This is a genomic window from Pseudomonas triticicola (assembly GCF_019145375.1).
In the GTDB taxonomy this organism is placed as follows: domain Bacteria; phylum Pseudomonadota; class Gammaproteobacteria; order Pseudomonadales; family Pseudomonadaceae; genus Aquipseudomonas; species Aquipseudomonas triticicola.
Genome location: NZ_JAHSTX010000001.1, coordinates 1,131,156 through 1,154,295 on the forward strand (window position 1 = coordinate 1,131,156; position 23,140 = coordinate 1,154,295).

Genomic DNA, 23,140 nt, shown 5'->3' on the forward strand with positions numbered 1-23,140 from the left:
TCACCGCCACACAGCCCGATTTGACCGAGATGACCCGACCGATGATTGCCCAGCTGTCGCCTGCCAAAGCCCTGACCGGCGATTACCAACAATTCCTCGCCGCCCTGAAAGACAGCGGCTTTCGCGGTGAAATCAGCGCTGATTACGCCAGCCGCGTGGTGCTCGCGACCGACAACTCGATCTATCAGCGCTTGCCGCAAGCGGCGGTGTTTCCGCTGGACGCCGAAGACGTTGCACGTGTGGCGCGGCTGATTGCCGAACCGGTGTACGAGAAAGTGGTGATCACCCCGCGTGGCGGTGGCACCGGCACCAACGGTCAATCGCTGACGGACGGCATCGTCGTCGACCTGTCGCGGCACATGAATCGCATTCTGGAAATCAATGTTGAACAGCGCTGGGTGCGGGTGCAGGCCGGGGTGGTCAAGGACCAGCTCAACGCCGCGCTGAAATCCGCAGGGCTGTTCTTTGCTCCGGAACTGTCGACCTCGAACCGCGCCACGGTCGGCGGCATGATCAACACCGACGCCAGCGGCCAGGGCAGTTGCACCTACGGCAAGACCCGCGACCATGTGCTGGAACTGGAGATGATCCTGCGCGGCGGCGAGCGTTTGCGCGGTCTGCCGCTCGCCGAGGATGAGCTTGAAGAGCAGTGCGCCCGCGATGATCGCGTCGGCGAAGTCTATCGTTGTGCGCGGCAGATCATTGATGAACAGGGCGAGCTGATCAAAGCACGCTTTCCCGATCTCAACCGCTGCCTGACCGGTTATGACCTTGCGCATCTGCGCGAGGCCGATCAGCGCTTCAACCTCAACAGCGTGCTCTGTGGCGCTGAGGGCTCGCTGGGCTTCGTCGTCGAAGCGCGGTTGAACGTATTGCCGATTCCCAAGCACACGATGCTGGTCAACATCCGCTACGCCGGGTTCATGGATGCCTTGCGTGATGCGCGGGCGTTGATGGCGCTCAAGCCGTTGTCGATTGAAACCGTCGACTCCAAAGTCTTGCTGTTGGCGATGCAGGACATCGTCTGGCACGGCGTTGCCGAATATTTTCCCGAAAACCCTGAGCGGCCGACTCTGGGCATCAATCTGGTCGAGTTCTGCGGTGACGATCCCGAAGATCTGCAACGCCGCGTCGAAGCGTTCCTCGAACATCTGCAAAACGACCGCACCGTGGAGCGCCTCGGACATACACTGGCGATCGGTCAGGCAGCGGTGAACAAGGTCTATGGCATGCGCAAACGGGCGGTGGGCCTGCTCGGCAATGTCGCCGGCGAAGCCCGCCCGCAGCCGTTCGTTGAAGACACCGCCGTGCCGCCGCAGCATTTGGCCGAATACATCGCCGAACTGCGCGACCTGCTCGACAGCCACAGTTTGCAGTACGGCATGTTCGGCCATGTTGACGCCGGCGTACTGCATGTGCGGCCGATCCTCGACATGAAAGACCCGCAGCAAGCGGCGCTGGTTCGTCCGGTGTCCGATGGCGTAGCGGCGTTGACCCAGCGCTACGGCGGCCTGCTCTGGGGCGAGCATGGCAAGGGCCTGCGTTCGGAGTACGCGCCGGCATTCTTCGGCGAGCTGTACCCGGCACTGCAAGCCTTAAAAGCGGCGTTCGACCCATTCAACCAGTTCAATCCGGGCAAAATCGCCACGCCGGCCAACAGCGGATCGGCACTGCTGAAGATCGACGAAGTGACCCTGCGCGGCGAGCTGGATCGGCAGATCGACGAAAAAGTCTGGCAAAGCTACGGCGCGGCCATGCACTGCAATGGCAACGGCGCCTGCTACAACTTCGATCCTGATGACGCCATGTGCCCGTCGTGGAAAGCCACCCGCGAACGCGCGCAGTCGCCCAAGGGCCGCGCTTCGCTGATTCGCGAATGGCTGCGGTTGCAGGGCGAGGCGGGCGTCGATGTGCTCTCGGACGCAATCCGTAAACCGGCGTTTTTCCGCTCGCTGTGGCAGCGCTGGCGCAACAGTCGCGATCCATCGGCGGATTTTTCCCATGAGGTGTACGACGCCATGGCCGGTTGTCTGGCCTGCAAATCCTGCGCGGGGCAGTGCCCGGTGAAGGTCAACGTGCCGGAATTCCGCTCGCGTTTTCTCGAGCTGTATCACAGTCGTTATCTGCGTCCGGCACGGGATTACCTGATTGCCTCGCTGGAATACACCGTTCCGTACATGGCGCGGATTCCGGCGCTGTACAACGGTTTGATGGGCGCTGGCTGGGTGCGCAGTGCGCTGTCGCGGATCGGTGGCATGGTCGATGTGCCGTTGCTCAGCCGTTTCGATTTCCACGCGGCGATGCGCCGTTGGCAGGTGCAGCCGGCAACCGTCGCAACGCTGTCGGCACTAACCCCAGGGCAGCGCGAACGCAGCGTGGTCATCGTGCAGGATGCCTTCACCCGCTACTTCGAAGCGCCGCTGCTGGCTGATCTGGTCGAGCTGATTTCGCGCCTGGGTTATCAGGTCTATCTCGCGCCGTTCAGCGCCAACGGCAAACCGCTGCACGTGCAGGGCTTTCTCTCGGCGTTCAATCGAGCGGCATTGCGTAACGCCGGGCAATTGCAGGCGCTGGCGCAGACCGGCGTGCCGCTGCTGGGGCTGGATCCGGCGATGACTCTGGTCTATCGCCAGGAATACCTGAAAGTACCGGGCCTGAATGAGTGCCCAGAAGTAGCGCTGGTGCAGGAATGGTTACTCAAGGTCATGCCGGAGCAGACGCCTGAGGCTCAGCCCAAAGCATTCCGTCTGCTCGCCCATTGCACGGAGAAAACCAACGCGCCGGCCGCGACCCGCCAGTGGGAACAGGTCTTCGAACGTGCCGGTCTGAAGCTGGCCACGCAGGCTACCGGTTGCTGCGGCATGTCCGGTACTTACGGCCACGAAGCACGCAATCGCCAGACCTCGGCAATCATTTACGAGCAATCGTGGGCGCGTCAGGTGCAGGCTCCGGCGGAGCAGGGCGAGGCGTTGGCGACCGGCTACTCCTGCCGCAGCCAGGTCAAGCGCCAGTCGGATCAGGCGCTGCGCCATCCGTTGCAGGTGCTGCTCCAGACGCTGCGTCGCTGACCGTGTCGCTGGTGTCCCTGTCCCAGATAAGGCGTGGGTCGAAACTCATCGCCGCAAGCATGGTGAACACCACGACCAGGCCGAAGAACAGGATGCCCGGTCGTGGCTCGATATCGCCCAGCGCCTGGAATTTCACCAGCGCCGCGACCAGCGCGACCACCAGCACATCGAGCATCGACCAGTAGCCGATCAGTTCGACGAAGCGGTACAGCTTCGAACGCTCCCTGCGCGCCCAATCGCTGTTGCGCTGTACGGTGACCAGCAGCAAGGTCAGGGCGACGAACTTGACCCCCGGCACCGCGATGCTGGCGATGAAAATGATCAGGGCAATGTCCCACGCTCCGGCCTCCCAGAACTCCAGCACGCCACTCATGATCGTGCTGTCGGCGCCGTTGCCGAGCATCACCGTATTCATCACCGGCAGCAGGTTCGCCGGAATATAAAAGGCCAGCGCGGCGAGCATGTACGCCCAGGTGCGCGTCAGCGAATTGGTCTTGCGCCGATGCAAAGGCGCATCGCAGCGTGGGCATTCGTGTGGCTCGTCGGTCATGTCACAGGCCAGGCCACAGCTGTGGCACAGGCACAGGTTGAGTTCGCTGGCGGTCGGTGGACGCTTCATAAAATGTCCCAGAGTTCACGGATGTCACGGCCGGCAATGCGGATCATCATCAGGCTCAGCACCGCCAGGGCGAACAGGCCGATCCCCGGCAGCACATCGAGCAGGCCGGCGAGTTTGAACACCGCGACCATCGCCCCCAGCAGACACACCTCGAGCATGCTCCACGGGCGCAGGGTTTCCAGCCAGCGCATGCACAGATTGAACGCCGGTGCCCGGCGCAGGCCGAGGGCAAAACTCAACACCCAGACCAGCAACACCAACTGGAATGCCGGGGCGATGATGATCGCAATCGCCGCGACCATGGCGATAAAGGTGATCGGTCCCTGGCTCAGCGCGAGCACCGAATCCCATAGGGTCGCGCTGTTTTTCATGCCTTTGAGGCTGATGCTCATCACCGGATAGAAATTGGCAAACAACCACAGCATCGCCGCCGTGAACGTCAGGGCCAGACGCTGCTCGATGGTCAGGCCGTTGAAGCGCTGCAGCACGCCACCGCAGCGCACGCACAGGGTCTTCTGATGTTTGGCGAGCACGACTTTCTCGTACACGCAATCACAATGCTCGCAGATGATCAGGTGTTCGGTGTTGACCATGGACAGCGCTCAAGGGCAGGGCGGACCTGTTCACTATAGAAGGCTGGCGCTGATGGGCAACCTCGATGCTGGATGTTTGGGTTTTGTTTTTTGATGTTATAAGGTAACGTGAAATTTGCGGGCGGCGTTGTGGCTGTCCGGTGTTATTCCTCTCGATTGCGAAAGACCCATGACCCCTGTGCTTCCCCGTTCTGCCCCATTGACGACTGGCCGGCTGCTATCCATTGATGCGCTCAGAGGCCTGGTGATCCTGTTCATGCTGCTCGATCACGTACGCGAAACCTTCCTGTTGCACCGACAGGTCTCCGATCCGATGGACATCGCCAGCACCGAGCCGGCGCTGTTTTTCAGTCGCACTCTGGCGCATCTGTGTGCGCCGGTGTTCGTCCTGCTGACCGGTTTGTCGGCATGGTTGTACGGTGAAAAATACGCCGGCAAAGCCGATGTCAGCGCATTTCTGTTCAAACGCGGATTGTTCCTGGTGGCGCTGGAATTCCCTTTGGTCAACTTCGCCTGGACGTTCCAGTTGCCGCCGAGCGTGATTTACCTGCAAGTGATCTGGGCGATCGGCCTGAGCATGATCGCGCTGGCGCTGCTGGTCTGGTTGCCACGTGCGCTGCTGCTGACGCTGAGCGTGGCGATCATCGCCGGGCACAACCTGCTCGACGCGGTGCATTTCCCGGTTGAGTCGGCGCTGCATGTGCCTTGGGCGATTCTGCATGATCGAGGCTGGATCGAGGTCAGCGACACCCTGCGCCTGCGTACCTCGTACCCGCTGCTGCCGTGGATTGGTGTAATCGGCCTGGGCTATGCGCTCGGGCCGTTGTTTGCTCGCGGCATGGACGCGGCGGTGCGTCAGCGTCGTTTGCTGATTGCTGGGGTCGCTGGTTTGCTGGGATTTGTGGTGCTGCGCTTGATCAACGGCTACGGCGAAAAACCGTGGGCGATCAGCGATTCGCTGGTGCAGACACTGATGAGCTTTTTCAATATCACCAAATACCCGCCATCGCTGCTGTTTCTCGCGCTGACTGTGAGCGCAGGGCTGTTGCTGTTGCTCGCCTTTGAGCGCGTGCAGAGTCGCCGCTGGATTGGCTGGCTGACCGTGTTCGGCTCGGCGCCGATGTTTTTCTATCTGCTGCACTTGTACGTGTTGAAGGTGTTGTACCTGATTGGTGTGGCGCTGTTCGGCCTGAATCAGGGCAGCTATTTCGGCTTTTCGACGGTGACGGCGGTGTGGCTGGCGGCAATGGTTCTTGCCGTGGTGCTGTTCCCGGCAGTGCGCTGGTTTTCTGCATTGAAAGCGCGGCGGCGGGACATCAGCTGGCTGAAATATCTGTAAATCGAAGCAGAGCTTGTGGGAGTCGTGCCCCAAATCATCTGCGCAGCCGTGCCCCTGTGGGAGCGAGCCTGCTCGCGAAGAGGTGTGTCAGTCGATGCAGCAGTGACTGACAGGACGCTTTCGCGAGCAGGCTCGCTCCCACAGGTTTTACAGCATCCGGCTTATTTACGATCCAGCCATACGGTCTGCGCGTTGCAGAATTCCCGTACGCCAAAGTGCGACAGCTCACGACCAAAGCCGCTTTTTTTCACGCCGCCGAAGGTCACACGTGGATCGCTGGCGGAGTAGCCGTTGATGAACACGCCACCGGTTTCCAATTCGCTGGTCAGTTGTTCGGCCAGCGCGACGTTGGCGGTGTAGATCGTGGCAGTCAGGCCGAAATCGCTGTCGTTGGCCAAGGCTACGGCGTGTGCGCAATCGCGGGCGGTGATGATCGAGGCGACCGGGCCGAAAAGTTCTTGTTTGAACGAAGTCATGCGGTCGGTGACATCGGCCAGCACGGTCGGTTCGTAGAAGTTGCCGGCGCCCTCGGCTTTTCGGCCGCCGAGCAGCAGCGTCGCGCCTTCCTCCAACGTGTCACGCACTTGTTGATCCAGTTCATCACGCAGATCGAAGCGCGCCATCGGCCCGATATAGGTGTCAGCGTTGAGCGGATCGCCCATCTTCAACTGGCGTGTCGCTTCGACGAACTTGCGGGTGAATTCCTCGACAACACCTTGTTCGATGATCAGACGTTTCGCAGCTGCGCAAACCTGGCCGGAATTCTGATAGCGACCGACCACCGCCGCGTTCACCGCCTCATCCAGATCAGCATCGTTGAGCACGATGAACGGATCGGAACCGCCCAGTTCCAGCACACACTTCTTCAATGCCGCACCGGCCTGAGCGCCGATGGCCATGCCGGCGCGGACGCTGCCGGTCAGGGTCACGGCGGCAATGCGCGGATCGGCGATGGCGGTGGAAACGCCTTCCGGGGTGACGTTGATCACTTCAAACACGCCATCGGGAAAACCGGCGCGGACAAACGCATCGCGCAGCAGGTAAGCGCTGCCCATCACGTTCGGCGCATGCTTGAGCACGTAAGTGTTGCCAGCGATCAGTGTCGGCACCGCGCCGCGCAGCACTTGCCAGATCGGGAAGTTCCACGGCATCACCGCCAGAATCGGCCCCAGCGGACGGTACTCGATACGCGCTTTTCCGCCTTCAACCTGGGTCGCCTCAGCGTCGAGCATGGCCGGGCCGTGTTCCGCGTACCACTCGCAGAGCTTGGCGCATTTCTCGATTTCGCCACGGGCCTGGGCGATCGGCTTGCCCATTTCCTGGGTGATCATGGTTGCCATCGCTTCTGAGGTTTCACGCAGCGCGCCGGCGAGGGCGGTCAAAAGACGCGAACGATCCTGCAGCGGCTTGCGCTTCCACTTGCCGAAAGCGAAGGCAGCGCGAGTCAGCGCCGCATCAAGGGCAGCGGCGGATTCAAATGCGTAATGACCGATCCGCTCGCCGGTGGCAGGGTTGATCGAGATGGCGTGGGTCTGGCTGGAAATCTGGCTCATTGAGGTTGTCCTGTAGGTTCGTCGGATGGGCCTAGAGTAGGGTGGCGTTAGTTTTCTGGAAACTGAATAATAAAGAGCGTTTCTTTCACGATCGGAGAATGACTGTGGATCTGGTGCAACTGGAAATCTTCAAAGCCGTGGCCGAGCACGGCAGCATCAGCGCCGCCGCCACGCAGATTCATCGCGTGCCGTCGAACCTGACTACGCGGATCAAACAGTTGGAGCAGGACCTCGGCGTCGATCTGTTTATCCGTGAGAAAAGTCGTCTGCGCCTGTCACCGGCCGGGTGGAGTTTTCTCGAGTACACGCGGCGCATTCTCGATCTGGTGCAGGAAGCCCGAGCCACGGTGGCGGGGGAGGAACCCCAAGGCGCGTTCCCGTTGGGCTCGTTGGAAAGTACCGCAGCGGTGCGTATTCCCGAACTGCTGGCGGCATACAACCAGCAGCACCCGAAGGTCGACCTCGACCTGTCAACCGGGCCATCGGGGACGATGATCGACGGCGTGCTGTCCGGGCGCCTGGCTGCGGCATTCGTCGACGGCCCAGTGCTGCATCCGGCCCTGGAAGGTGTGCCGGCGTTCGAGGAGGAAATGGTCATCATCGCGCCGCTCAATCATTCACCGGTCGAACGTGCGGCGGACGTTAACGGCGAAAACATCTACGCCTTCCGTTCCAACTGTTCCTACCGTCACCATTTTGAAAAATGGTTCAGCACCGACGCTGCCGTACCCGGCAAGATCTTCGAAATGGAGTCCTACCACGGCATGCTCGCCTGCGTCAGCGCCGGTGCCGGCCTGGCGCTGATGCCGCGCAAAATGCTGCAGAGCATGCCCGGCAGCGCGACGGTCAGCGTCTGGCCGCTGACGGCGGACTTCCGCTATCTGACTACCTGGCTGGTGTGGCGCCGGGGCACGGTGTCGCGCAGTCTGAGCATGTTCGTGCGTTTGCTTGAAGAGCGGGGCGTGGTGCGTGAGCAGGGCTGAACGCATTCGGCGTTACGGCGTGCCATTGCGCCCGTACAAACGATAACCGTCGCGCTGATTCAAGCGGTCGTAATAGGCGCGCACCGCAGCCAGGTCCCCGTGATCGAGCGGCGTTTCGAACCAGCGATTGACCGACAACCCGATCGGAATGTCCGCCAGGGAAAACTGCTCGCCACTGACGTAAGCGCCGGTCTTCTCCAGTTGGCGATCGAGGATTTGCATGTTGCGCGTCCAGTCCCGGCAGCCGGCGGCCAGGGCATCGCGGTCCTGATAGTCCGGCGACTTGCGCACCAGCGACATCAGCGGATACGACCACGAGCGATTCAGCTCCGAGGCCTGCCAGTCGATCCACTGATCGACCCGCGCCCGGGCAATAGGCTCAGCGGGATACAAATGCGCACCGCCGTAACGCGTCGCCAGATAACGAATGATTGTGTTGGATTCCCAAAGAGTGAGATCGCCGTCCTGGATCACCGGCACCATGGCGCAGGGGTTGAGCGCGAGAAACTCCGGCGTGTTTGGCGACTTGAAGCCCGAACCCCAGTCTTCGCGCTCGAACGGGATGTCCAGTTCGGCACAGGTCCACAGCACTTTGCGCACATTGATCGATGAGGCTTTGCCGAGTATTCGCAGCATTGGATTTCCTTCTCCGGGTAGTGGACGCAGGAAAATACCATAGCGCAAAACACAAGGCCCGCATCGCGCGAGCCTTGGTCGATCAGCATTTACCGGCCGCTTGGGCCAAGCGGAAATCAGCGGTTGAGGAACGCCAGCAGATCCTCATTCAACGCCTGCGCGTGGGTCACGGCGAACCCGTGCGGCGCGCCGGCGTAAACTTTCAACTCGGCACCCTTGATTTGCGCGGCGGCCTGCTTGCCGGTGGTTTCGAACGGCACGATCTGGTCGCCGTCGCCATGGATCACCAGGGTCGGCACGTCGATCTTGGCCATGTCCGGGCGGAAGTCGGTTTCCGAGAACGCGGTCACGCAGTCGACGGTGCCCTTGAGCGATGCCATCAGCGCGATGTTCAGGGTTTGCGTGAGCACGCCGTCAGAGACTTTCTGGCCCTGATTGGTGCCGTAGAACGGCGCGTTGAAGTCGGCGATGAACTGCGCGCGATCTTTCAGCAAGCCAGCCTTGATGCCGTCGAACACCGATTTGTCGACGCCGTCGGCAAAATCGGCTTTCTTGCCGAACAGCGGCGTGACCGCACCGAGCAATACCAGGCCGGCAACACGCTCGCTGCCGTGGCGGGCGATGTAGCGGCTGACGTCGCCGCCACCCATCGAGAAGCCGACCAGGGTCACGTCGCGCAGGTCCAGATGGTTGATCAGGCCGGCGATGTCATCGGCGAAGGTGTCGTAGTCATAACCGGTCCACGGCTGCTCCGAGCGCCCGAAACCACGGCGGTCGAAGGCGATGGTGCGATAGCCGCGACTGCTCAGGTATTCCATCTGGTATTCCCACATGTCGGCATCCAGCGGCCAGCCGTGGCTGAACAGCACGGGCTTGCCGCTGCCCCAGTCCTTGTAATAGATCTCGGTGCCGTCTTGGGTCTTGAAGGTGCTCATGCAAACTCCTTGTGATCGTGTGTGGCAAGAATAGATGCCGAATGGGCAACGGCCACTATCCGCGCAGAATGCGAAAGGCACTTGTACGCAAGTGCTGGTTTGGTGGGAGGAAAGAGTCGTACGTTGCGCGATGAGTATTTCACTTCGACATTACAGAATTGAAAAAGGGCGATCTCCGGTCGGAGTCGCCCTTTTTTCAATGCTGAGAGATGGACAGGCTCCTAGCGAAACGCCGGCACCACATGCTTGATAAACAACTCCAGCGATTTCTTCTTCTCTTCATGCGGCAAGCTGTTGTCACACCAGAAACTGAACTCATCCACGCCCAGTTCCTGGTAGTACTTGATCCGCGGAATGATCTCTTCCGGCGTGCCGATCATCGCGGTCTTGTGCAGGCTCTCCAGCTCAAACTCCGGACGTCCGGCAAACTTCTCTTCCGGGCTCGGCGCGAGGAAACCATTGACCGGTGTTTGCTTGTTGCCAAACCACGCATCGAACGTGCGGTAGAAACGCGAGATGGCTTTCGCGCCAACTTTCCAGCCGTCCGGGTCGTCGGCGGTGTGCACGTGGGTGTGGCGCAGCACCATCAATTGTGGACGCGGTACGTCTGGGTTGTTGTCCAGTGCGGTCTGGAATTTGTTCTTCAGGTCTAGGACTTCTTCGTCGCCTTTCATCAATGGCGTGACCATGACGTTGCAGCCGTTGGCGACGGCGAAGTTGTGCGAGTCGGGGTCGCGGGCGGCGATCCACATGGGTGGGTTGGGTTTTTGAATCGGCTTCGGCACGCTGGTCGAGGTGGGGAATTTCCAGATGTCACCGTCGTGGGCGTAGTCGCCTTGCCACAGGGCGCGGACCACCGGGACCATTTCGCGCAGGGCCTGGCCGCCGCTGGAGGCGGGCATGCCGCCAGCCATGCGGTCGAATTCAACCTGATAGGCGCCACGGGCGAGACCGACTTCCATGCGGCCGTTGCTGATCACGTCGAGCAGGGCGCATTCGCCGGCGACGCGCAGCGGGTGCCAGAACGGCGCGATGATGGTACCGGCGCCGAGGTGGATGGTCGTGGTTTTCGCTGCGAGGTAGGCCAGCAACGGCATCGGGCTTGGGGAGATGGTGTATTCCATGGCGTGGTGTTCGCCAATCCACACAGTGCTGAAACCGCCAGCCTCGGCCATCAGGGTCAGTTCGGTCAGGTCTTCGAACAGTTGGCGGTGGCTGACGCTTTCGTCCCAGCGTTCCATGTGTACGAACAGGGAAAATTTCATGACGCTACCTCGAGTCTTTTGTAATTGGCCGGTCGTATGCGGGCCTGTCGAACTGACGTGAGCGCTGTGCGCTCGCGAGTCTTCTCACCATTCAGGCACGCCTTCGAGGACGGCTGTTCGGTTGATTGAATATTGGTATACCATAATACGAAATATCCGCAAAATATTTCTGACCGACACTTCGAACAAGGAAGGCGCAAGCAATGAACATAAAACAAAAACTGACTCTGGCGTTTGCGGTAATCGCCAGCCTGCCGGTGTTGCTGGTGGCAGCGCTGATCATCCTCAATGTCCGCGAGGGCGCGCGCGACACCTTTACCGACAGCACCGGGCGCGAAGTGCGTCAGGTGGAAAACGCGATGCAGCTGTTTTTCGAGGGCATCAGCCAGAACGTTGCTTACCTGGCCGAGCATCCGCAACTGCAGAGCATCGACACCAGCCTCAAACGCTACCTGAGCAGCGACGCCTCGCAAGTGCCGATGGGGCCGCAGGATCAACAGCTGTTCAAGCTGTTCGACGGTCTGGCCAAGGCGCACCCGGCTTACACCTATCTATCTGTCGGCACCGAGCAGGGCGGTTATCTGTTCTGGCCGGGCGATGCGAAGTTGGCGAACTACGATCCGCGCACCCGGCCCTGGTACAAAACCGCGATGGCCAATCCCGGCAAAACCCTGCGCACCGAGGCCTATTACTGGGCGGCGGATGACGTGGTGCTGGTGAGCACCGTGCGCAGTTTCAACAACCAGTTGGGCAGCAATGCTGGCGTGGTCAACATCGATGTATCGCTCAAGCAATTGACCGACCTGGTCAAGCAGATTCGCCTCGGCGAGAGCGGTTATCTGATGTTGATGGAAGCCAACAACACCGTGCTGGTCGACCCGAGCGATCCGGCGCACAACTTCAAGAAACTCAGCGATCTCGGCGACGGGTATCAGCAACTGGCCGAGGCGGGCAAAGGCTTGGTCGAAGTGCAATTGGCCGGCGAGGATTACATGGCGCTGGTCTGGCCGTCGCAGACGTTGGGCTGGCGGTTTGTGGGGCTGGTGAAGGCCAGCGAAGTAATGGCCGGGGCAACCCGTTTGACTTGGCTGATCGGCGCTATCGCTGTGGTTTGCGCGCTGCTGTTTGCAATGGCAGGTGCGTGGTTCGCCGGTTTGATGGTCAAGCCGATTCGTGGTGTCGCCAGTGGTCTCGAAGGTATTGCTCAAGGCGAGGGCGATCTGACTGCGCGACTGGAAGTACGGGGGCAGGACGAAACCGCGCAACTGGCCGGCTGGTTCAACCAGTTTCTTGAAGCGATTCGTACGCTGATTCAACGCATCGGCCAGGCGGCAGGGCAGATTCACAGCAGCTCCGGCAGCGCCACTGAAGTCTCGGCGGAAATGGCCGACGTCGCTTCGCGTCAGCGTGAGGCGGTGGACATGGTGTCGACCGCATTCCACGAAATGGTCGCCACCTCCAACGAGGTCGCGCGCTCGTGCAGCCAAGCGGCCGATTCAGCAGACAACGGTCAGCGTCAGGCACACACCGGGCAGCAGCAGATCGACGCGGCGGTAAATAACGTCGGGCGCTTGAGTCAGGAGATCGGCCACAGCGCCGAGTCGATGCAGCAACTGGAACAGGACAGCAACGACATCCAGTCGATTCTCGGCACGATTCGCTCGATTGCCGAGCAGACCAATCTGCTCGCGCTCAACGCCGCCATCGAGGCCGCGCGCGCCGGTGAACAGGGCAGGGGCTTTGCCGTGGTCGCCGATGAAGTTCGCGCGCTGGCCAAACGCACGTCGGACTCGACCGGTGAGATTGACGCATTGCTCGGCAATCTGGCGCGGCGCACCCACCAGATGGGCAAGCAGATGCACGCCAGCCTTGAGGTGTCACAGGAAACCGTGGTGTCGATCAACGAGGCGCGGGCGAGTTTTGAATTGATCCGTGAATCGGTCGACGTGATCCGCGACATGAACACGCAGATCGCCACAGCGGCGGAGGAACAGCATCAAGTGGCAGAGGACATCAATCGGCACATCAGCCAGATTCATGGCGATGCGCAGTTGGTGGCAAGTCTGGCGGATTCGACTCGGCAGGATGCGCAGAACCTGACGGCGTTGTCGCAGACGTTGAATCAGTTGGTGAGCCGGTTTAGGACCTGACACGGTCGCCCAGGCAACACCAAAACCTGTGGGAGCGAGCCTGCTCGCGAAGGCGTCGGGTCAGTCAAAAATGTAACAACTGACCCATCGCTTTCGCGAGCAGGCTCGCTCCCACATGGGATATCCGAGATCTGGTGAAATCACGCCACAACCGGCAACGCACCCATCTTGCCGTGGCAATACACCAGCGGTCCGGCGACCTGCTCGGGGACGATCAGGTTCTTCACCGCGCCGACCATGATCGCGTGGTCGCCACCTTCGTATTCACGCCACAACTCGCACTCGATCACCGCCGTCGCATTGGCGAGGATCGGGTTGCCCAGTTCGCTCAACGTCCACTCGATGCCCTGCGCCTTGTCCTTGCCTTTGCGGGCGAAGGCATAGGCCTCGCTTTGCTGCACGCTGGACAACAGGTGAATCGCAAAGCGTTTGTTCTTGATCAGCACGGGATAGGAGTCGGAGCTGTAGTTGGGGCAGAACAGAACCAGCGCCGGGTCCATCGACAGTGAGCTGAACGCGCTGGCGGTCAGGCCGACGATCTGGCCGTCGTCGTCCAGCGTGGTGATAACGGTGACGCCGGACGGGAACGAGCCCATGACTTGTTTGTAAATGGCAGCATCGATCATTGGGTGGTCCTCGGGTGGTGTGACGCGGTTTTTATGGTTTGTAGGTCTGATGGTATACCGTAATACATATCTTGCAAGAGCTTTTCTGGTGAACCGATAAACGTGCCACTTTCGTCGGAAACACAGTGTTTACGGGGCTTTCAGCTAGCCGGTCAGGGGTGGGATCAGCGAGGATAGCGGATCAGACAGCGACAGAATCAGCGGATCAGGCTTGTGCAAAGTTTGGAATACCATAATATGGTCTGCATCTGAGGGGCGACCCAAGAGTCCTCCCGGTTTGGCTTCATACAAAGATAAAAACAGACAAACTCGAGTTCATGCATATGTCCCAGATGTCCCGGCAAGATCCGTTGATCGAGAATCATACGGTCGATTACGTCCCACTCGCGGAACGCCACGGGAAGGCCCGCGATCTGTTCACTCTTTGGTTCAGCACCAACATCGCGCCACTGCCCATCGTTACCGGCGCCATGGTGGTCCAGGTGTTCCACCTCAATCTGTTCTGGGGGCTGCTGGCGATTGCGCTGGGGCACATGATCGGCGGCGTGGTGATTGCGCTGGCCTCGGCGCAGGGTCCGCGCATGGGCATTCCGCAAATGGTCCAGAGTCGCGGTCAGTTCGGTCGTTATGGCGCACTGCTGATCGTGTTTTTCGCGGCGCTCATCTACATCGGTTTCTTCATTTCCAACATCGTGCTGGCGGGCAAATCCATCGTCGGCATTGCGCCGTCAGTGCCAGCGCCGCTGAGCATTCTGATCGGCGCGCTGGCCGCCACGGCGATCGGTGTGATCGGCTACAACTTCATCCACACCCTCAACCGCATCGGCACCTGGGTGATGGGCGGCGCGTTGCTCGCCGGATTCATCTACATTTTCGCCCATGACTTGCCGGCAGACTTCCTGACGCGCGGCAGTTTCAATCTCTCCGGCTGGCTGGCGACGGTGTCGCTGGGGATCATCTGGCAGATCAGCTTCTCGCCATACGTCTCCGACTATTCGCGATATCTGCCAGCAGACATCGGTATCGCCAAACCGTTTTGGGCGACGTATCTGGGCGCGACGCTGGGCACGATTCTGTCGTTCAGCTTTGGCGCAGTGGCGGTGCTGGCGACGCCGGAAGGCACTGAAGCGATGGCAGCGGTCAAGCAGTCCACCGGCTGGCTGGGGCCGATTCTGATGGTGCTGTTTCTGCTCAACATCATCAGCCACAACGCGCTCAACTTGTATGGTGCGGTGTTGTCGATCATTACCTCGATTCAGACGTTCGCCAGCCAATGGACGCCAAGCATCAAGGTGCGCGTGGTGCTGTCGAGCGTGATCCTGGCCGGATGCTGCGTGGTCGCCCTCGGTGCCTCGGCGGATTTCATTTCCGAGTTCATTGGACTGATTCTCGCGCTGTTGCTGGTGCTGGTGCCGTGGGCGTCGATCAACCTGATCGACTTCTACCTGATCAAGCGTGGCAACTACGACATCGCCTCGATCTTCCGCGCCGACGGTGGCATCTACGGGCGCTTCAACCTGCACGCGATCATTGCCTACTTCATCGGCATCATCGTGCAGCTGCCGTTTGCCAACACCTCGCTGTACGTCGGGCCCTACGCCAATCTGGTGGAAGGTGCCGACCTGTCGTGGCTGGTTGGCCTCGTGGTCACCGTGCCGCTGTATTACTGCCTGGCAACTCGCGGTCAGGCGCAGCAGAGCAGGGCGGCCAGACTCGGCTATACCGACTGATCCCAACGGCAACACAGCAATGCCCGGCCCAGTGCCGGGCATTTTGTTTGCGCATTTCAGCGGTCAAGCAAATTGGCCATATCGATCCCCTTTTGGCCTGCCGCCTACTGTCATCGCGCTACGCTGTCAGCAAGAATCGAAACCATAACAACAGGCTCGACCTTTTTTGCCCTTGGCTATCGTTACAGCCACTGCCGTGTACAGAACATAAAAACCATCGATCTCACGTCGCATTCGGGGAAACAACCATGGTCACGATCAAACGCATTCTGGGCGCCACCGTGTGTGGCCTGACGCTGCTGGCCAGTGCCGTCCAGGCCGAGCAGCGCGAACTGCGGGTGTACAACTGGGCGGATTACATTCTGCCGTCAGTGCCCAAGGACTTCGCCGAGCAAAGCAAGATCAAAGTGACCTGGGACACCTTCGACACCAACGAATCCCTGGAAGCGAAACTGCTCACCGGCAACTCCGGTTACGACCTGGTGGTGCCGTCCAATCAGTTCATCGAAACCCAGATCAAGGCCGGCGTGTTCCAGAAACTCGACAAGTCGAAATTGCCGAACTGGCAGCACCAGGATCCGGCCTTGCTCAAGTTGCTCGACGCCAACGACCCCGGCAACCAGTACGGCGTGCCGTACATGTATGGCACCGTTCTGATCGGCTTCAACCCGGCCAAGGTCAAGGCTGCGCTGGGCGAGAATGCGCCGGTGGACAGCTGGGATCTGGTGTTCAAGCCCGAGAACATGGAAAAGCTCAAGGCCTGCGGCGTGGCGATGCTCGATTCGCCGTCGGAGATCCTGCCGCTGGCCCTGCATTACCTCGGCCTCGACCCGAACAGCCAGAACCCGGCGGACTATGAAAAGGCCAAGGCCTTGATGATGAAGATTCGCCCGTACGTGACCTATTTCAACTCGGCCAAGTACATGACCGACATTGCCAACGGCGACATCTGCGTGGCGATCGGTTATTCCGGCAGCTTCTACCAATTCGGCAATCGCGCCAAAGAGGCGGGCAACGGCGTGGTGGTCGACTGGCGTCTGCCGAAGGAGGGCGCGCCGATCTGGTTCGACACCTTCGCCATTCCGAAGAGCGCGAAGAACGTCGCCGAGGCCCACGAATTCCTCAACCACTTGCTTGATCCGAAAGTGATCGCACCGATCAGTGATTTCCTCGGGTATCCAAATGCCAACAAGGACTCGATGCCGCTGGTCAACAAGGACATCACCGACAACCCCAACCTGACCCCGACCAGCGAAGCGCTGAAAACCCTGTATGTGGTGCAACCGTTGCCGCAGAAAATGGAGCGGGTGCGCACGCGGGTGTGGACCAGTATCAAGTCCGATAAATAAGAGCATCGCACTTCAAATATGGGAGCGAGCCTGCTCGCGAAAGCGGTGTGTCATTCAACTCCTAGGTTGAATGATCCGGCGTATTCGCGAGCAGGCTCGCTCCCACAGGTCGGGTTGTGTGGTGTCATTCGGTGCGGCGTTCTGCCTCGCGGCTGGTCGCCAGGCTCAACAGCACCGACCCGAGGATCACCGACCCGACGATTGCCAGCGACCATTCCACCGGCATGTGAAACCACGGCATCAGCACCATCTTGCCGCCGATGAACACCAGCACGATCGCCAGCCCGTATTTGAGCAGGTGAAAGCGATCAGCCATGTCCGCCAGCAGGAAGTACAACGCGCGCAGGCCCATGATCGCGAAGATGTTCGAAGTGAAAACAATGAACGGGTCGGTGGTGACGGCGAAGATCGCTGGAATGCTGTCGACGGCGAACATCAAGTCGCTGGCCTCGATCAGCACCAGCACCAGAAACATCGGTGTCGCCCAGCGCACGCCGTTCTGCAGGATGAAAAACTTCTCGCCGTGAAAGCCACTGGTGATGCGCATATGCCCGCGCACCCAGCGCAATAACGGATTCTTTTCCAGATCCGGTTGATGATCAGCGAACACCAGCATCTTGATCCCGGTGATGATCAGGAACACCCCGAAGGCATAGAGCAGCCATTCGAACTGCGAGACCAGCCACACACCGGCGAAAATCATTATCGCGCGCATCACAATCGCGCCGAGCACGCCGTACAGCAGCACCCGCCGTTGCAATTCCGGCGGTACGGCGAAGTAGCTGAAGATCATCACGAAGACGAACATGTTGTCGATCGACAGCGACTGCTCGATCAGATAGCCGGTGAGGAATTCCAGGGTTTTCTGTCGGGCGATTTCACCGCCGAATTCGCCGTGCAGATACCACCAGAGCAATCCGGCAAAACTCAGCGCCAGCAGACACCAGGCAATCACCCAGGCCGACGCTTCCCGCACCGACACCCGGTGCGCCTTGCGCCCGCCGAATACAAACAGGTCCAGGGCCAGCATGGCCAGAACGAAGATGATGAAGGCACCCCACATCCAGGGTTCGCCGATATTGATGTTCGTGGCAGGCATGGCACGCTCCGCTGTCTTGTTACTTGCAGTGTTATCGCTGATTCAACGGCAAGCGCATCCCCTGTGGGAGCGAGCCTGCTCGCGAATGCAATGAAACAGTGAAGTTGAGGTTGCTGACCCACCGCGTTCGCGAGCAGGCTCGCTCCCACAGGGATCATCTTCTCTTCTCGATCAAAGTCAGACGGGGCCATGCTAGCGACGGATCTGGAGCAAAGAAAAATCGTTTATTTCTGACTGACAGTTCGGCAAAAACGAAGTGTCAGCGGAAAAACTCCCCCGGCGTTTCGCCGAACTGCTGACGAAACGCGGCGATAAACGCCGAGGTCGAGTCGTATCCACAAGCCAGCGCAACATCCGTCACACGCTCGCCTTTTTCCAGCGGGGTCAGGGCGCCAAGCAAGCGCAGGCGCTGGCGCCAGGCGCGGAAGGTCAGGCCGGTGTCGCGCAAAAACAGGCGCGTCAGAGTCTTTTCGGTGACACCGAATTTTTCGCTCCAGTGGCGCAGGGTGGTCTGCTGCTCCGGGTGTTGCTCCAGGCTCTGGTAGATCTGCTTCAAGCGCGGGTCTTGCGGCAGCGGCAGCATCAAGTCGATGGTCGGCGCGTTGGCCAATTGATCAAGGATCACCTGGGCCAAGCGTCCGTCAGGGCCGCTTTCGTCGTATTCCACTGGCACCTGACTGAAGGCGCGGATCAACTCCCTGAGCAGATCGCTGACGCCGAGCACATGGCAATGCTCGGCGGCCCAACCGGTGACGCTGCTGTCGATGTACAGGCTGCGCATTTCCGTATGCGGTGCGCTGAAAACCCGGTGCGGCACGCCGGCCGGAATCCACACCGCACGCTCCGGCGGCGCGACGAATCGGCCGGCGCTGGTCTGCACTTCGAGCACGCCCTGAATCGCGTAGGACAACTGCACCCACGGATGACTGTGGCGGCGGGTGAGGGCGCGATTGGGCAGCGATTCGGTGCGTCCGTACACGGGACGCGGCAGGCTGGGCAACCCGGGAACACTGCGGCGCACGCTTTTGCTATGTCCTTTAGGCGGCATCTTGCGGCTCTTCGGCGTTAGTCGGTAATTGCCAGTCACGTTAGAGTCGTCGGCACGCACTGGCAACCCCCGGATGAATCTCATGACGCGCCCACGTTTTCTGCCCGATAACTTCACGCTGACCTTGATCGGCGTCGTCCTGCTGGCCAGTTTTCTGCCCGCCAGCGGCCAAGTTGCCGTCGGCTTCGGCTGGCTGACCAACATCGCCATCGCCCTGCTGTTTTTCCTGCACGGCGCCAAGCTGTCGCGCGAGTCGATCATCGCCGGCGCCGGCCACTGGCGTCTGCATCTGCTGGTGTTCGGCCTGACCTTTGTGCTCTTCCCGATACTCGGGCTGGCGCTGAGGCCGTTGTTGTCACCGCTGATCGGCGATCAGCTGTACATGGGCATGCTCTACCTCTGCGCATTGCCCGCCACGGTGCAGTCGGCCATCGCGTTCACTTCGCTGGCGCGAGGCAATATTCCGGCCGCGATCTGCAGCGCGGCGGCATCCAGTCTGTTCGGGATTTTTCTTACACCGCTGCTGGTGACGCTGCTGCTCAACGTCCACGGCGACGGCGGTTCGACCCTCGACGCCATCGTCAAAATCAGTGTGCAATTGCTCCTGCCATTCATTGCCGGGCAGATCGCCCGCCGCTGGATCGGCGCGTGGGTAGGGCGCAACAAGAACTGGCTGAAATTCGTTGATCAGGGTTCGATTCTGCTGGTGGTGTACGGCGCATTCAGCGAAGCCGTCAACGAAGGCATCTGGCAGCAGATTCCATTGTTCGAATTGTTTGGCCTGGTCGTGGTCTGCTGCATTCTGCTGACGTTGGTTCTGGTGGCATCAACTCTGTTGAGCAAAGCCTTCGGCTTCAATCAGGAAGACCGCATCACCATTCTGTTCTGCGGTTCGAAAAAAAGCCTGGCGACCGGCGTGCCGATGGCGCAGGTACTGTTTGCCGGCAGCACCATCGGCGTGCTGATTCTGCCGCTGATGTTGTTCCATCAGATCCAACTGATGGTCTGCGCGGTATTGGCCCAGCGCTATGCGAAACGACCGGAGTCGGTGCCGGATTTGATGGCGCAGGTCGACCCGTAAAAACGTTTCACAGCCCCGAATACTTGACCGCCGCTGCCGCCCGCGTCGGCACGTCCAGCGTACGCAGCAACGAAGACACATGGATGCGCACCGTGAACGGGGAGATATTCAGTTCACGGGCGATTTCCTTGTTGGTCTTGCCTTGCGCGATCAAACGCAGCACGTCCTGCTGACGCGGCGTCAGCGTCGTCGCGGTTTCCAGCGGCAACAGGCCGGACGGCGCCGTCTTCACCAGCACCTCTCCTTCACGGATCGCCAGAATCGCCTGGCCGATTTCATCCGGCGCGATGTTTTTGCCAATGAAACCGTCAATGCCCGCCGCCATGACTTCGCTGATCAGCGCCTGATCGTCGACCATCGACACCACGATCAACGTGGTGCGCGGTAATCGTTGGCGCAAGTCGGTGAGCTGAGTGATGCAGGTCAGCCCGGGAAAACGCAGATCGAGCATCAGTGTGTCCGGCTCGTTGTCCTGTGGCAGCAACTCAAGCACGGCGTCGAAGTCGCCGGCCTCGCAGATATTCGCTTCGGGCAGCAAGCGCTGCACGGTGCGCAGCATTGCCTCGCGAAACAGCGGGTGATCGTCGGCTATGATGATCCGGCACGTCATGATGCGACCCTCCCTGGGTCAGGCGTGATTCAAGGCCTGCACCTTAGCACTGGACGCGAAGGTTGCCTGTAGGCTGCTTCCGAAACTGCAATCGCTGCACAAGGACGTTTCCCATGAAGTTCGAGAAAAATACCGAACTCGACCAGGCCAATCTGCGCATCATCATCGCCGCCATCGCGGTGGTATACATGGTCGTCCTGGTCTTTTTGCCGGGCCATCGCTTCGAAACCTACCTGCCGGTCATCACCTACATCAGCCTGTTCCTGCTGGCGTCGATCGTATTTCGCCAGGCCATTGCGCGTTGGCCGGGGCATTATCCAGCGCGGCGGATTTTTGCCATGGTCCACGATTACACCGGCACCTGTTTCGGGCTGGTGATCGGCGGCGAAGCGGCGTTGCCACTGTACGCGGTGATGGTCTGGGTCAATCTCGGCAACGGCATGCGCTACGGCTCGCGCTATCTGGCGATTGCCACCGGGCTTGCATTGGTGGCGCTGCTGGTGGTCTATCGCTTGACGCCGTATTGGCAGGCGCAGCCGTTCATGGTGCTGATGCTGCTGATCACCAGCACGGTGATTCCGTTCTATGCGCACCTGCTGTTGGAGCGCACACGCAAGGCGTCGGAAGAAGCGGTGGCGGCGAATCTGGAGAAATCACGCTTTCTCGCTCAGGCCAGTCATGACCTGCGTCAGCCGATTCATTCCATTGGCTTGTTTACTGCTTGCCTGCGTGAGTCGCGCCTGGGCGAAGACGAGCGTCGGCTGGTGGATAACATCGATCGATCGCTGCTCAACGTTTCGCAGTTGTTCCGTTCGATCCTCGACCTCTACACCCTCGATAACGGTCGGGTCGAGGCGAAATGGCAAACACTGCACCTCGGTGAATGGCTCGCGGACATAGTCCGCCAACATCAGGAAGCAGCGCGTTGGGCGGGCGTCGAGCTGCGGCTGCGACCATGCAACCACTGGGTCAGAACCGATCCGGCACTGCTGGCGACCATGGTGCAGAACGTGCTCTCCAACTGTTTCAAATACGGCGCGCAGCGGCCGGTGCTGATTGGCGTGCGTAAACGCGGGGCAGGGTTGGCCATCGTCATCTACGACTGCGGCAACGGCATTGCCGAAGAGCATTTGCACAAGGTCTTCGAGGAGTTTTATCGGGTGCGGCAAGTGCGCGACAAAGACGTCGAAGGCGTGGGGCTGGGCCTGTCGATCATCAAGCGTCTGAGTGAACTGATCGGTGTGCAAGTGGCGCTGCGTTCACAGCTGGGACGCGGCACAACGGTGACCCTTGCCGGTTTGCTGATCGTCGCGGCGCCGCAGTCACTGTTCGTCCGCGATGAGGCGCGGCAGGTGGGTTTGCTGACGGGGCTGAAAGTGTGCCTGGTCGAGGATGACCGCAACGTGCTGCTGGCGACTTCAGCTTTGCTTGAGCGCTGGGGTTGTGTGGTGCAGGCCGAGTGGTCGGCTGAAGATCTGGTCACCGACTGCGACATCATCGTCGCCGACTATGACCTCGGCACCCATGCCACGGGTATCGAATGCATTGATGAAGTGCGCAGGCAGCGCGGCTGGGCCGTGCCGGCGATGATCATCACCGGGCACGACGTCGAGAAGATTCAGGCAGCCTTGCATGACCGCCAGATTGCGATTCTGTCGAAACCTGTGCGCCCGGCCGAGTTACGCGCGACGCTGCGCACCCTGCGTGATCGACAAGGCGAAGCGGTTGAACAGATGCTGTAAAGGCCGATGCAAACGGGCGGCTCAGGAGCTCGCCCGTTATTTCGCGGCGATTATTGTGGGCTGTTGAACTGGTCGGAATAGCTGCCGGTCATCAGCGCCGATGCCACGCGATCAGAACCGACTCCGACCCGGGAGTAGGCCACTCGGTTGACGCCGGTGCGGTCGGCCCCATCCGCAGCCAATGCTCCGGCACCGACACGATCAGCGCCATCGGCAGCCACAGCGCCGGCACCGACGCGATCAGCACCATCGGCAGCCACAGCGCCGGCACCGACGCGATCAGCACCATCGGCAGCCACAGCGCCGGCACCGACGCGATCAGCACCATCGGCAGCCACAGCGCCGGCACCGACACGATCAGCACCATCGGCAGCCACAGCGCCGGCACCGACACGATCAGCACCATCGGCAGCCACCGCGCCGGCACCGACACGATCGGCGCCATCGGCAGCCACCGCGCCCGCGCCGACACGATCAGCGCCATCGGCAGCCACTGCGCCCGCGCCGACACGATCAGCACCATCGGCAGCCACCGCGCCGGCGCCGACACGATCAGCGCCATCGGCAGCCACCGCTCCGGCGCCAACATGATCAGCCCCATCCGAAGCCAACGCCTGCGGTTGCGCTGCCCACACACTCGGCACTGCGACGCTGGCCGCTACCGCAAGAAGCACGCCTGACAATAACTTGTATTTCATGGTTTTCTCCACGACC

18 protein-coding genes and 2 pseudogenes are annotated in these 23,140 nt (G+C 60.6%); 10 read left to right on the forward strand and 10 right to left on the reverse strand.

The genetic code is table 11. The annotated features are described in order from the left end of the window. The first annotated feature begins 41 nt into the window (after positions 1 to 41). Positions 42 to 3,068, forward strand: a complete 3,027-nt coding sequence (ydiJ, locus tag KVG85_RS05240) for a D-2-hydroxyglutarate dehydrogenase YdiJ (protein WP_217864930.1) — start codon at positions 42 to 44, stop codon at positions 3,066 to 3,068. On the opposite strand, the gene KVG85_RS05245 is transcribed toward ydiJ, so the two are convergent. After that, entirely contained in the window at positions 3,001 to 3,687 is a 687-nt protein-coding gene (locus tag KVG85_RS05245; protein WP_071172742.1) for a paraquat-inducible protein A, read from the reverse strand. The genes ydiJ and KVG85_RS05245 overlap by 68 nt on opposite strands. Continuing rightward, on the reverse strand, positions 3,684 to 4,280 hold the full coding sequence (locus tag KVG85_RS05250; RefSeq protein WP_217863174.1) for a paraquat-inducible protein A: 597 nt from the start codon (positions 4,278 to 4,280) through the stop codon (positions 3,684 to 3,686). The genes KVG85_RS05245 and KVG85_RS05250 overlap by 4 nt, the downstream gene beginning before the upstream one ends. A gap of 169 nt (positions 4,281 to 4,449) precedes the next feature. On the opposite strand from KVG85_RS05250, the gene KVG85_RS05255 reads away from it, so the two are divergent. Further along, on the forward strand, positions 4,450 to 5,619 hold the full coding sequence (locus KVG85_RS05255; RefSeq protein WP_217863175.1) for an acetyltransferase domain-containing protein: 1,170 nt from the start codon (positions 4,450 to 4,452) through the stop codon (positions 5,617 to 5,619). A gap of 161 nt (positions 5,620 to 5,780) precedes the next feature. Here KVG85_RS05255 and KVG85_RS05260 read toward each other — a convergent pair whose 3' ends face one another. Continuing rightward, positions 5,781 to 7,172 (reverse strand): aldehyde dehydrogenase family protein, encoded by a 1,392-nt coding sequence (locus KVG85_RS05260; RefSeq protein WP_217863176.1) that lies wholly within the window; start codon positions 7,170 to 7,172, stop codon positions 5,781 to 5,783. Between the two features lie 104 nt (positions 7,173 to 7,276). Between KVG85_RS05260 and ptrR the strand changes: the two genes are divergently transcribed. Further along, complete coding sequence (ptrR, locus tag KVG85_RS05265; protein WP_122508157.1) at positions 7,277 to 8,155, forward strand: putrescine utilization regulator PtrR; 879 nt, start codon at positions 7,277 to 7,279, stop codon at positions 8,153 to 8,155. Between the two features lie 12 nt (positions 8,156 to 8,167). On the opposite strand, the gene KVG85_RS05270 is transcribed toward ptrR, so the two are convergent. From KVG85_RS05270 to KVG85_RS05280, 3 genes are all read right to left on the reverse strand, one after another. Continuing rightward, entirely contained in the window at positions 8,168 to 8,791 is a 624-nt protein-coding gene (locus KVG85_RS05270; protein ID WP_217863177.1) for a glutathione S-transferase family protein, read from the reverse strand. Positions 8,792 to 8,907: 116 nt separating this feature from the next. After that, on the reverse strand, positions 8,908 to 9,726 hold the full coding sequence (locus KVG85_RS05275) for an alpha/beta fold hydrolase (RefSeq protein WP_095180222.1): 819 nt from the start codon (positions 9,724 to 9,726) through the stop codon (positions 8,908 to 8,910). A gap of 221 nt (positions 9,727 to 9,947) precedes the next feature. Then, positions 9,948 to 10,991: an LLM class flavin-dependent oxidoreductase gene (locus tag KVG85_RS05280; RefSeq protein ID WP_039763087.1), complete on the reverse strand. Its 1,044-nt coding sequence runs from the start codon at positions 10,989 to 10,991 to the stop codon at positions 9,948 to 9,950. Between the two features lie 359 nt (positions 10,992 to 11,350). Between KVG85_RS05280 and KVG85_RS26270 the strand changes: the two are divergent. Next, positions 11,351 to 12,235 (forward strand): annotated as a pseudogene (locus tag KVG85_RS26270) (cache domain-containing protein); the annotation flags it as partial. A 306-nt stretch (positions 12,236 to 12,541) separates the two neighbouring features. Next, positions 12,542 to 13,141, forward strand: a pseudogene (locus tag KVG85_RS26275) (methyl-accepting chemotaxis protein); the annotation flags it as partial. A gap of 140 nt (positions 13,142 to 13,281) precedes the next feature. Here the strand turns inward: KVG85_RS26275 and KVG85_RS05290 are convergent. Beyond that, the gene (locus tag KVG85_RS05290; RefSeq protein ID WP_016775037.1) at positions 13,282 to 13,767 is read right to left on the reverse strand and encodes a flavin reductase family protein; all 486 of its coding nucleotides are present in this window, start codon (positions 13,765 to 13,767) and stop codon (positions 13,282 to 13,284) included. Positions 13,768 to 14,090: 323 nt separating this feature from the next. Here KVG85_RS05290 and KVG85_RS05295 point away from each other — a divergent pair, with 323 nt between their 5' ends. Both KVG85_RS05295 and KVG85_RS05300 read left to right on the forward strand, forming a co-directional pair. Then, positions 14,091 to 15,497: a purine-cytosine permease family protein gene (locus KVG85_RS05295; protein WP_016775036.1), complete on the forward strand. Its 1,407-nt coding sequence runs from the start codon at positions 14,091 to 14,093 to the stop codon at positions 15,495 to 15,497. Positions 15,498 to 15,745: 248 nt separating this feature from the next. Next, complete coding sequence (locus KVG85_RS05300) at positions 15,746 to 16,846, forward strand: polyamine ABC transporter substrate-binding protein (RefSeq protein ID WP_041480044.1); 1,101 nt, start codon at positions 15,746 to 15,748, stop codon at positions 16,844 to 16,846. 124 nt (positions 16,847 to 16,970) lie between these two features. Here the strand turns inward: KVG85_RS05300 and KVG85_RS05305 are convergent, their stop codons facing one another. Further along, entirely contained in the window at positions 16,971 to 17,945 is a 975-nt protein-coding gene (locus tag KVG85_RS05305) for a TerC family protein (protein WP_217863179.1), read from the reverse strand. A 259-nt stretch (positions 17,946 to 18,204) separates the two neighbouring features. Next, the gene (locus KVG85_RS05310) at positions 18,205 to 18,993 is read right to left on the reverse strand and encodes an AraC family transcriptional regulator (RefSeq protein WP_217864931.1); all 789 of its coding nucleotides are present in this window, start codon (positions 18,991 to 18,993) and stop codon (positions 18,205 to 18,207) included. An 82-nt stretch (positions 18,994 to 19,075) separates the two neighbouring features. Here KVG85_RS05310 and KVG85_RS05315 point away from each other — a divergent pair, with 82 nt between their 5' ends. Further along, positions 19,076 to 20,074 carry a bile acid:sodium symporter family protein gene (locus tag KVG85_RS05315; RefSeq protein ID WP_217863180.1) on the forward strand — a complete coding sequence of 333 codons (999 nt, stop codon included), beginning with the start codon at positions 19,076 to 19,078 and terminating at the stop codon, positions 20,072 to 20,074. A gap of 7 nt (positions 20,075 to 20,081) precedes the next feature. Here KVG85_RS05315 and KVG85_RS05320 read toward each other — a convergent pair whose 3' ends face one another. Then, positions 20,082 to 20,684, reverse strand: a complete 603-nt coding sequence (locus KVG85_RS05320) for a LuxR C-terminal-related transcriptional regulator (RefSeq protein WP_217863181.1) — start codon at positions 20,682 to 20,684, stop codon at positions 20,082 to 20,084. Positions 20,685 to 20,797: 113 nt separating this feature from the next. Here KVG85_RS05320 and KVG85_RS05325 point away from each other — a divergent pair, with 113 nt between their 5' ends. Both KVG85_RS05325 and KVG85_RS05330 read left to right on the forward strand, forming a co-directional pair. Further along, positions 20,798 to 22,426 (forward strand): ATP-binding response regulator, encoded by a 1,629-nt coding sequence (locus KVG85_RS05325; RefSeq protein WP_217863182.1) that lies wholly within the window; start codon positions 20,798 to 20,800, stop codon positions 22,424 to 22,426. Between the two features lie 53 nt (positions 22,427 to 22,479). After that, complete coding sequence (locus KVG85_RS05330; protein WP_217863183.1) at positions 22,480 to 23,106, forward strand: hypothetical protein; 627 nt, start codon at positions 22,480 to 22,482, stop codon at positions 23,104 to 23,106. Positions 23,107 to 23,140: the final 34 nt, after the last annotated feature.

Bases quoted from the DNA above. Each gene is read 5' to 3' on its own strand.
- KVG85_RS05295 (WP_016775036.1), top strand. From the start codon at position 14,091: ATGTCCCAGATGTCCCGGCAAGATCCGTTGATCGAGAATCATACGGTC.
- KVG85_RS05290 (WP_016775037.1), bottom strand. From the start codon at position 13,767: ATGATCGATGCTGCCATTTACAAACAAGTCATGGGCTCGTTCCCGTCC.
- KVG85_RS05320 (WP_217863181.1), bottom strand. From the start codon at position 20,684: ATGACGTGCCGGATCATCATAGCCGACGATCACCCGCTGTTTCGCGAG.
- KVG85_RS05315 (WP_217863180.1), top strand. From the start codon at position 19,076: ATGACGCGCCCACGTTTTCTGCCCGATAACTTCACGCTGACCTTGATC.
- KVG85_RS05325 (WP_217863182.1), top strand. From the start codon at position 20,798: ATGAAGTTCGAGAAAAATACCGAACTCGACCAGGCCAATCTGCGCATC.
- KVG85_RS05270 (WP_217863177.1), bottom strand. From the start codon at position 8,791: ATGCTGCGAATACTCGGCAAAGCCTCATCGATCAATGTGCGCAAAGTG.
- KVG85_RS05250 (WP_217863174.1), bottom strand. From the start codon at position 4,280: ATGGTCAACACCGAACACCTGATCATCTGCGAGCATTGTGATTGCGTG.
- KVG85_RS05280 (WP_039763087.1), bottom strand. From the start codon at position 10,991: ATGAAATTTTCCCTGTTCGTACACATGGAACGCTGGGACGAAAGCGTC.
- KVG85_RS05310 (WP_217864931.1), bottom strand. From the start codon at position 18,993: ATGCCGCCTAAAGGACATAGCAAAAGCGTGCGCCGCAGTGTTCCCGGG.
- KVG85_RS05275 (WP_095180222.1), bottom strand. From the start codon at position 9,726: ATGAGCACCTTCAAGACCCAAGACGGCACCGAGATCTATTACAAGGAC.
- KVG85_RS05255 (WP_217863175.1), top strand. From the start codon at position 4,450: ATGACCCCTGTGCTTCCCCGTTCTGCCCCATTGACGACTGGCCGGCTG.
- ydiJ (WP_217864930.1), top strand. From the start codon at position 42: ATGATTGCCCAGCTGTCGCCTGCCAAAGCCCTGACCGGCGATTACCAA.
- KVG85_RS05245 (WP_071172742.1), bottom strand. From the start codon at position 3,687: ATGAAGCGTCCACCGACCGCCAGCGAACTCAACCTGTGCCTGTGCCAC.
- KVG85_RS05260 (WP_217863176.1), bottom strand. From the start codon at position 7,172: ATGAGCCAGATTTCCAGCCAGACCCACGCCATCTCGATCAACCCTGCC.
- KVG85_RS05300 (WP_041480044.1), top strand. From the start codon at position 15,746: ATGGTCACGATCAAACGCATTCTGGGCGCCACCGTGTGTGGCCTGACG.
- KVG85_RS05305 (WP_217863179.1), bottom strand. From the start codon at position 17,945: ATGCCTGCCACGAACATCAATATCGGCGAACCCTGGATGTGGGGTGCC.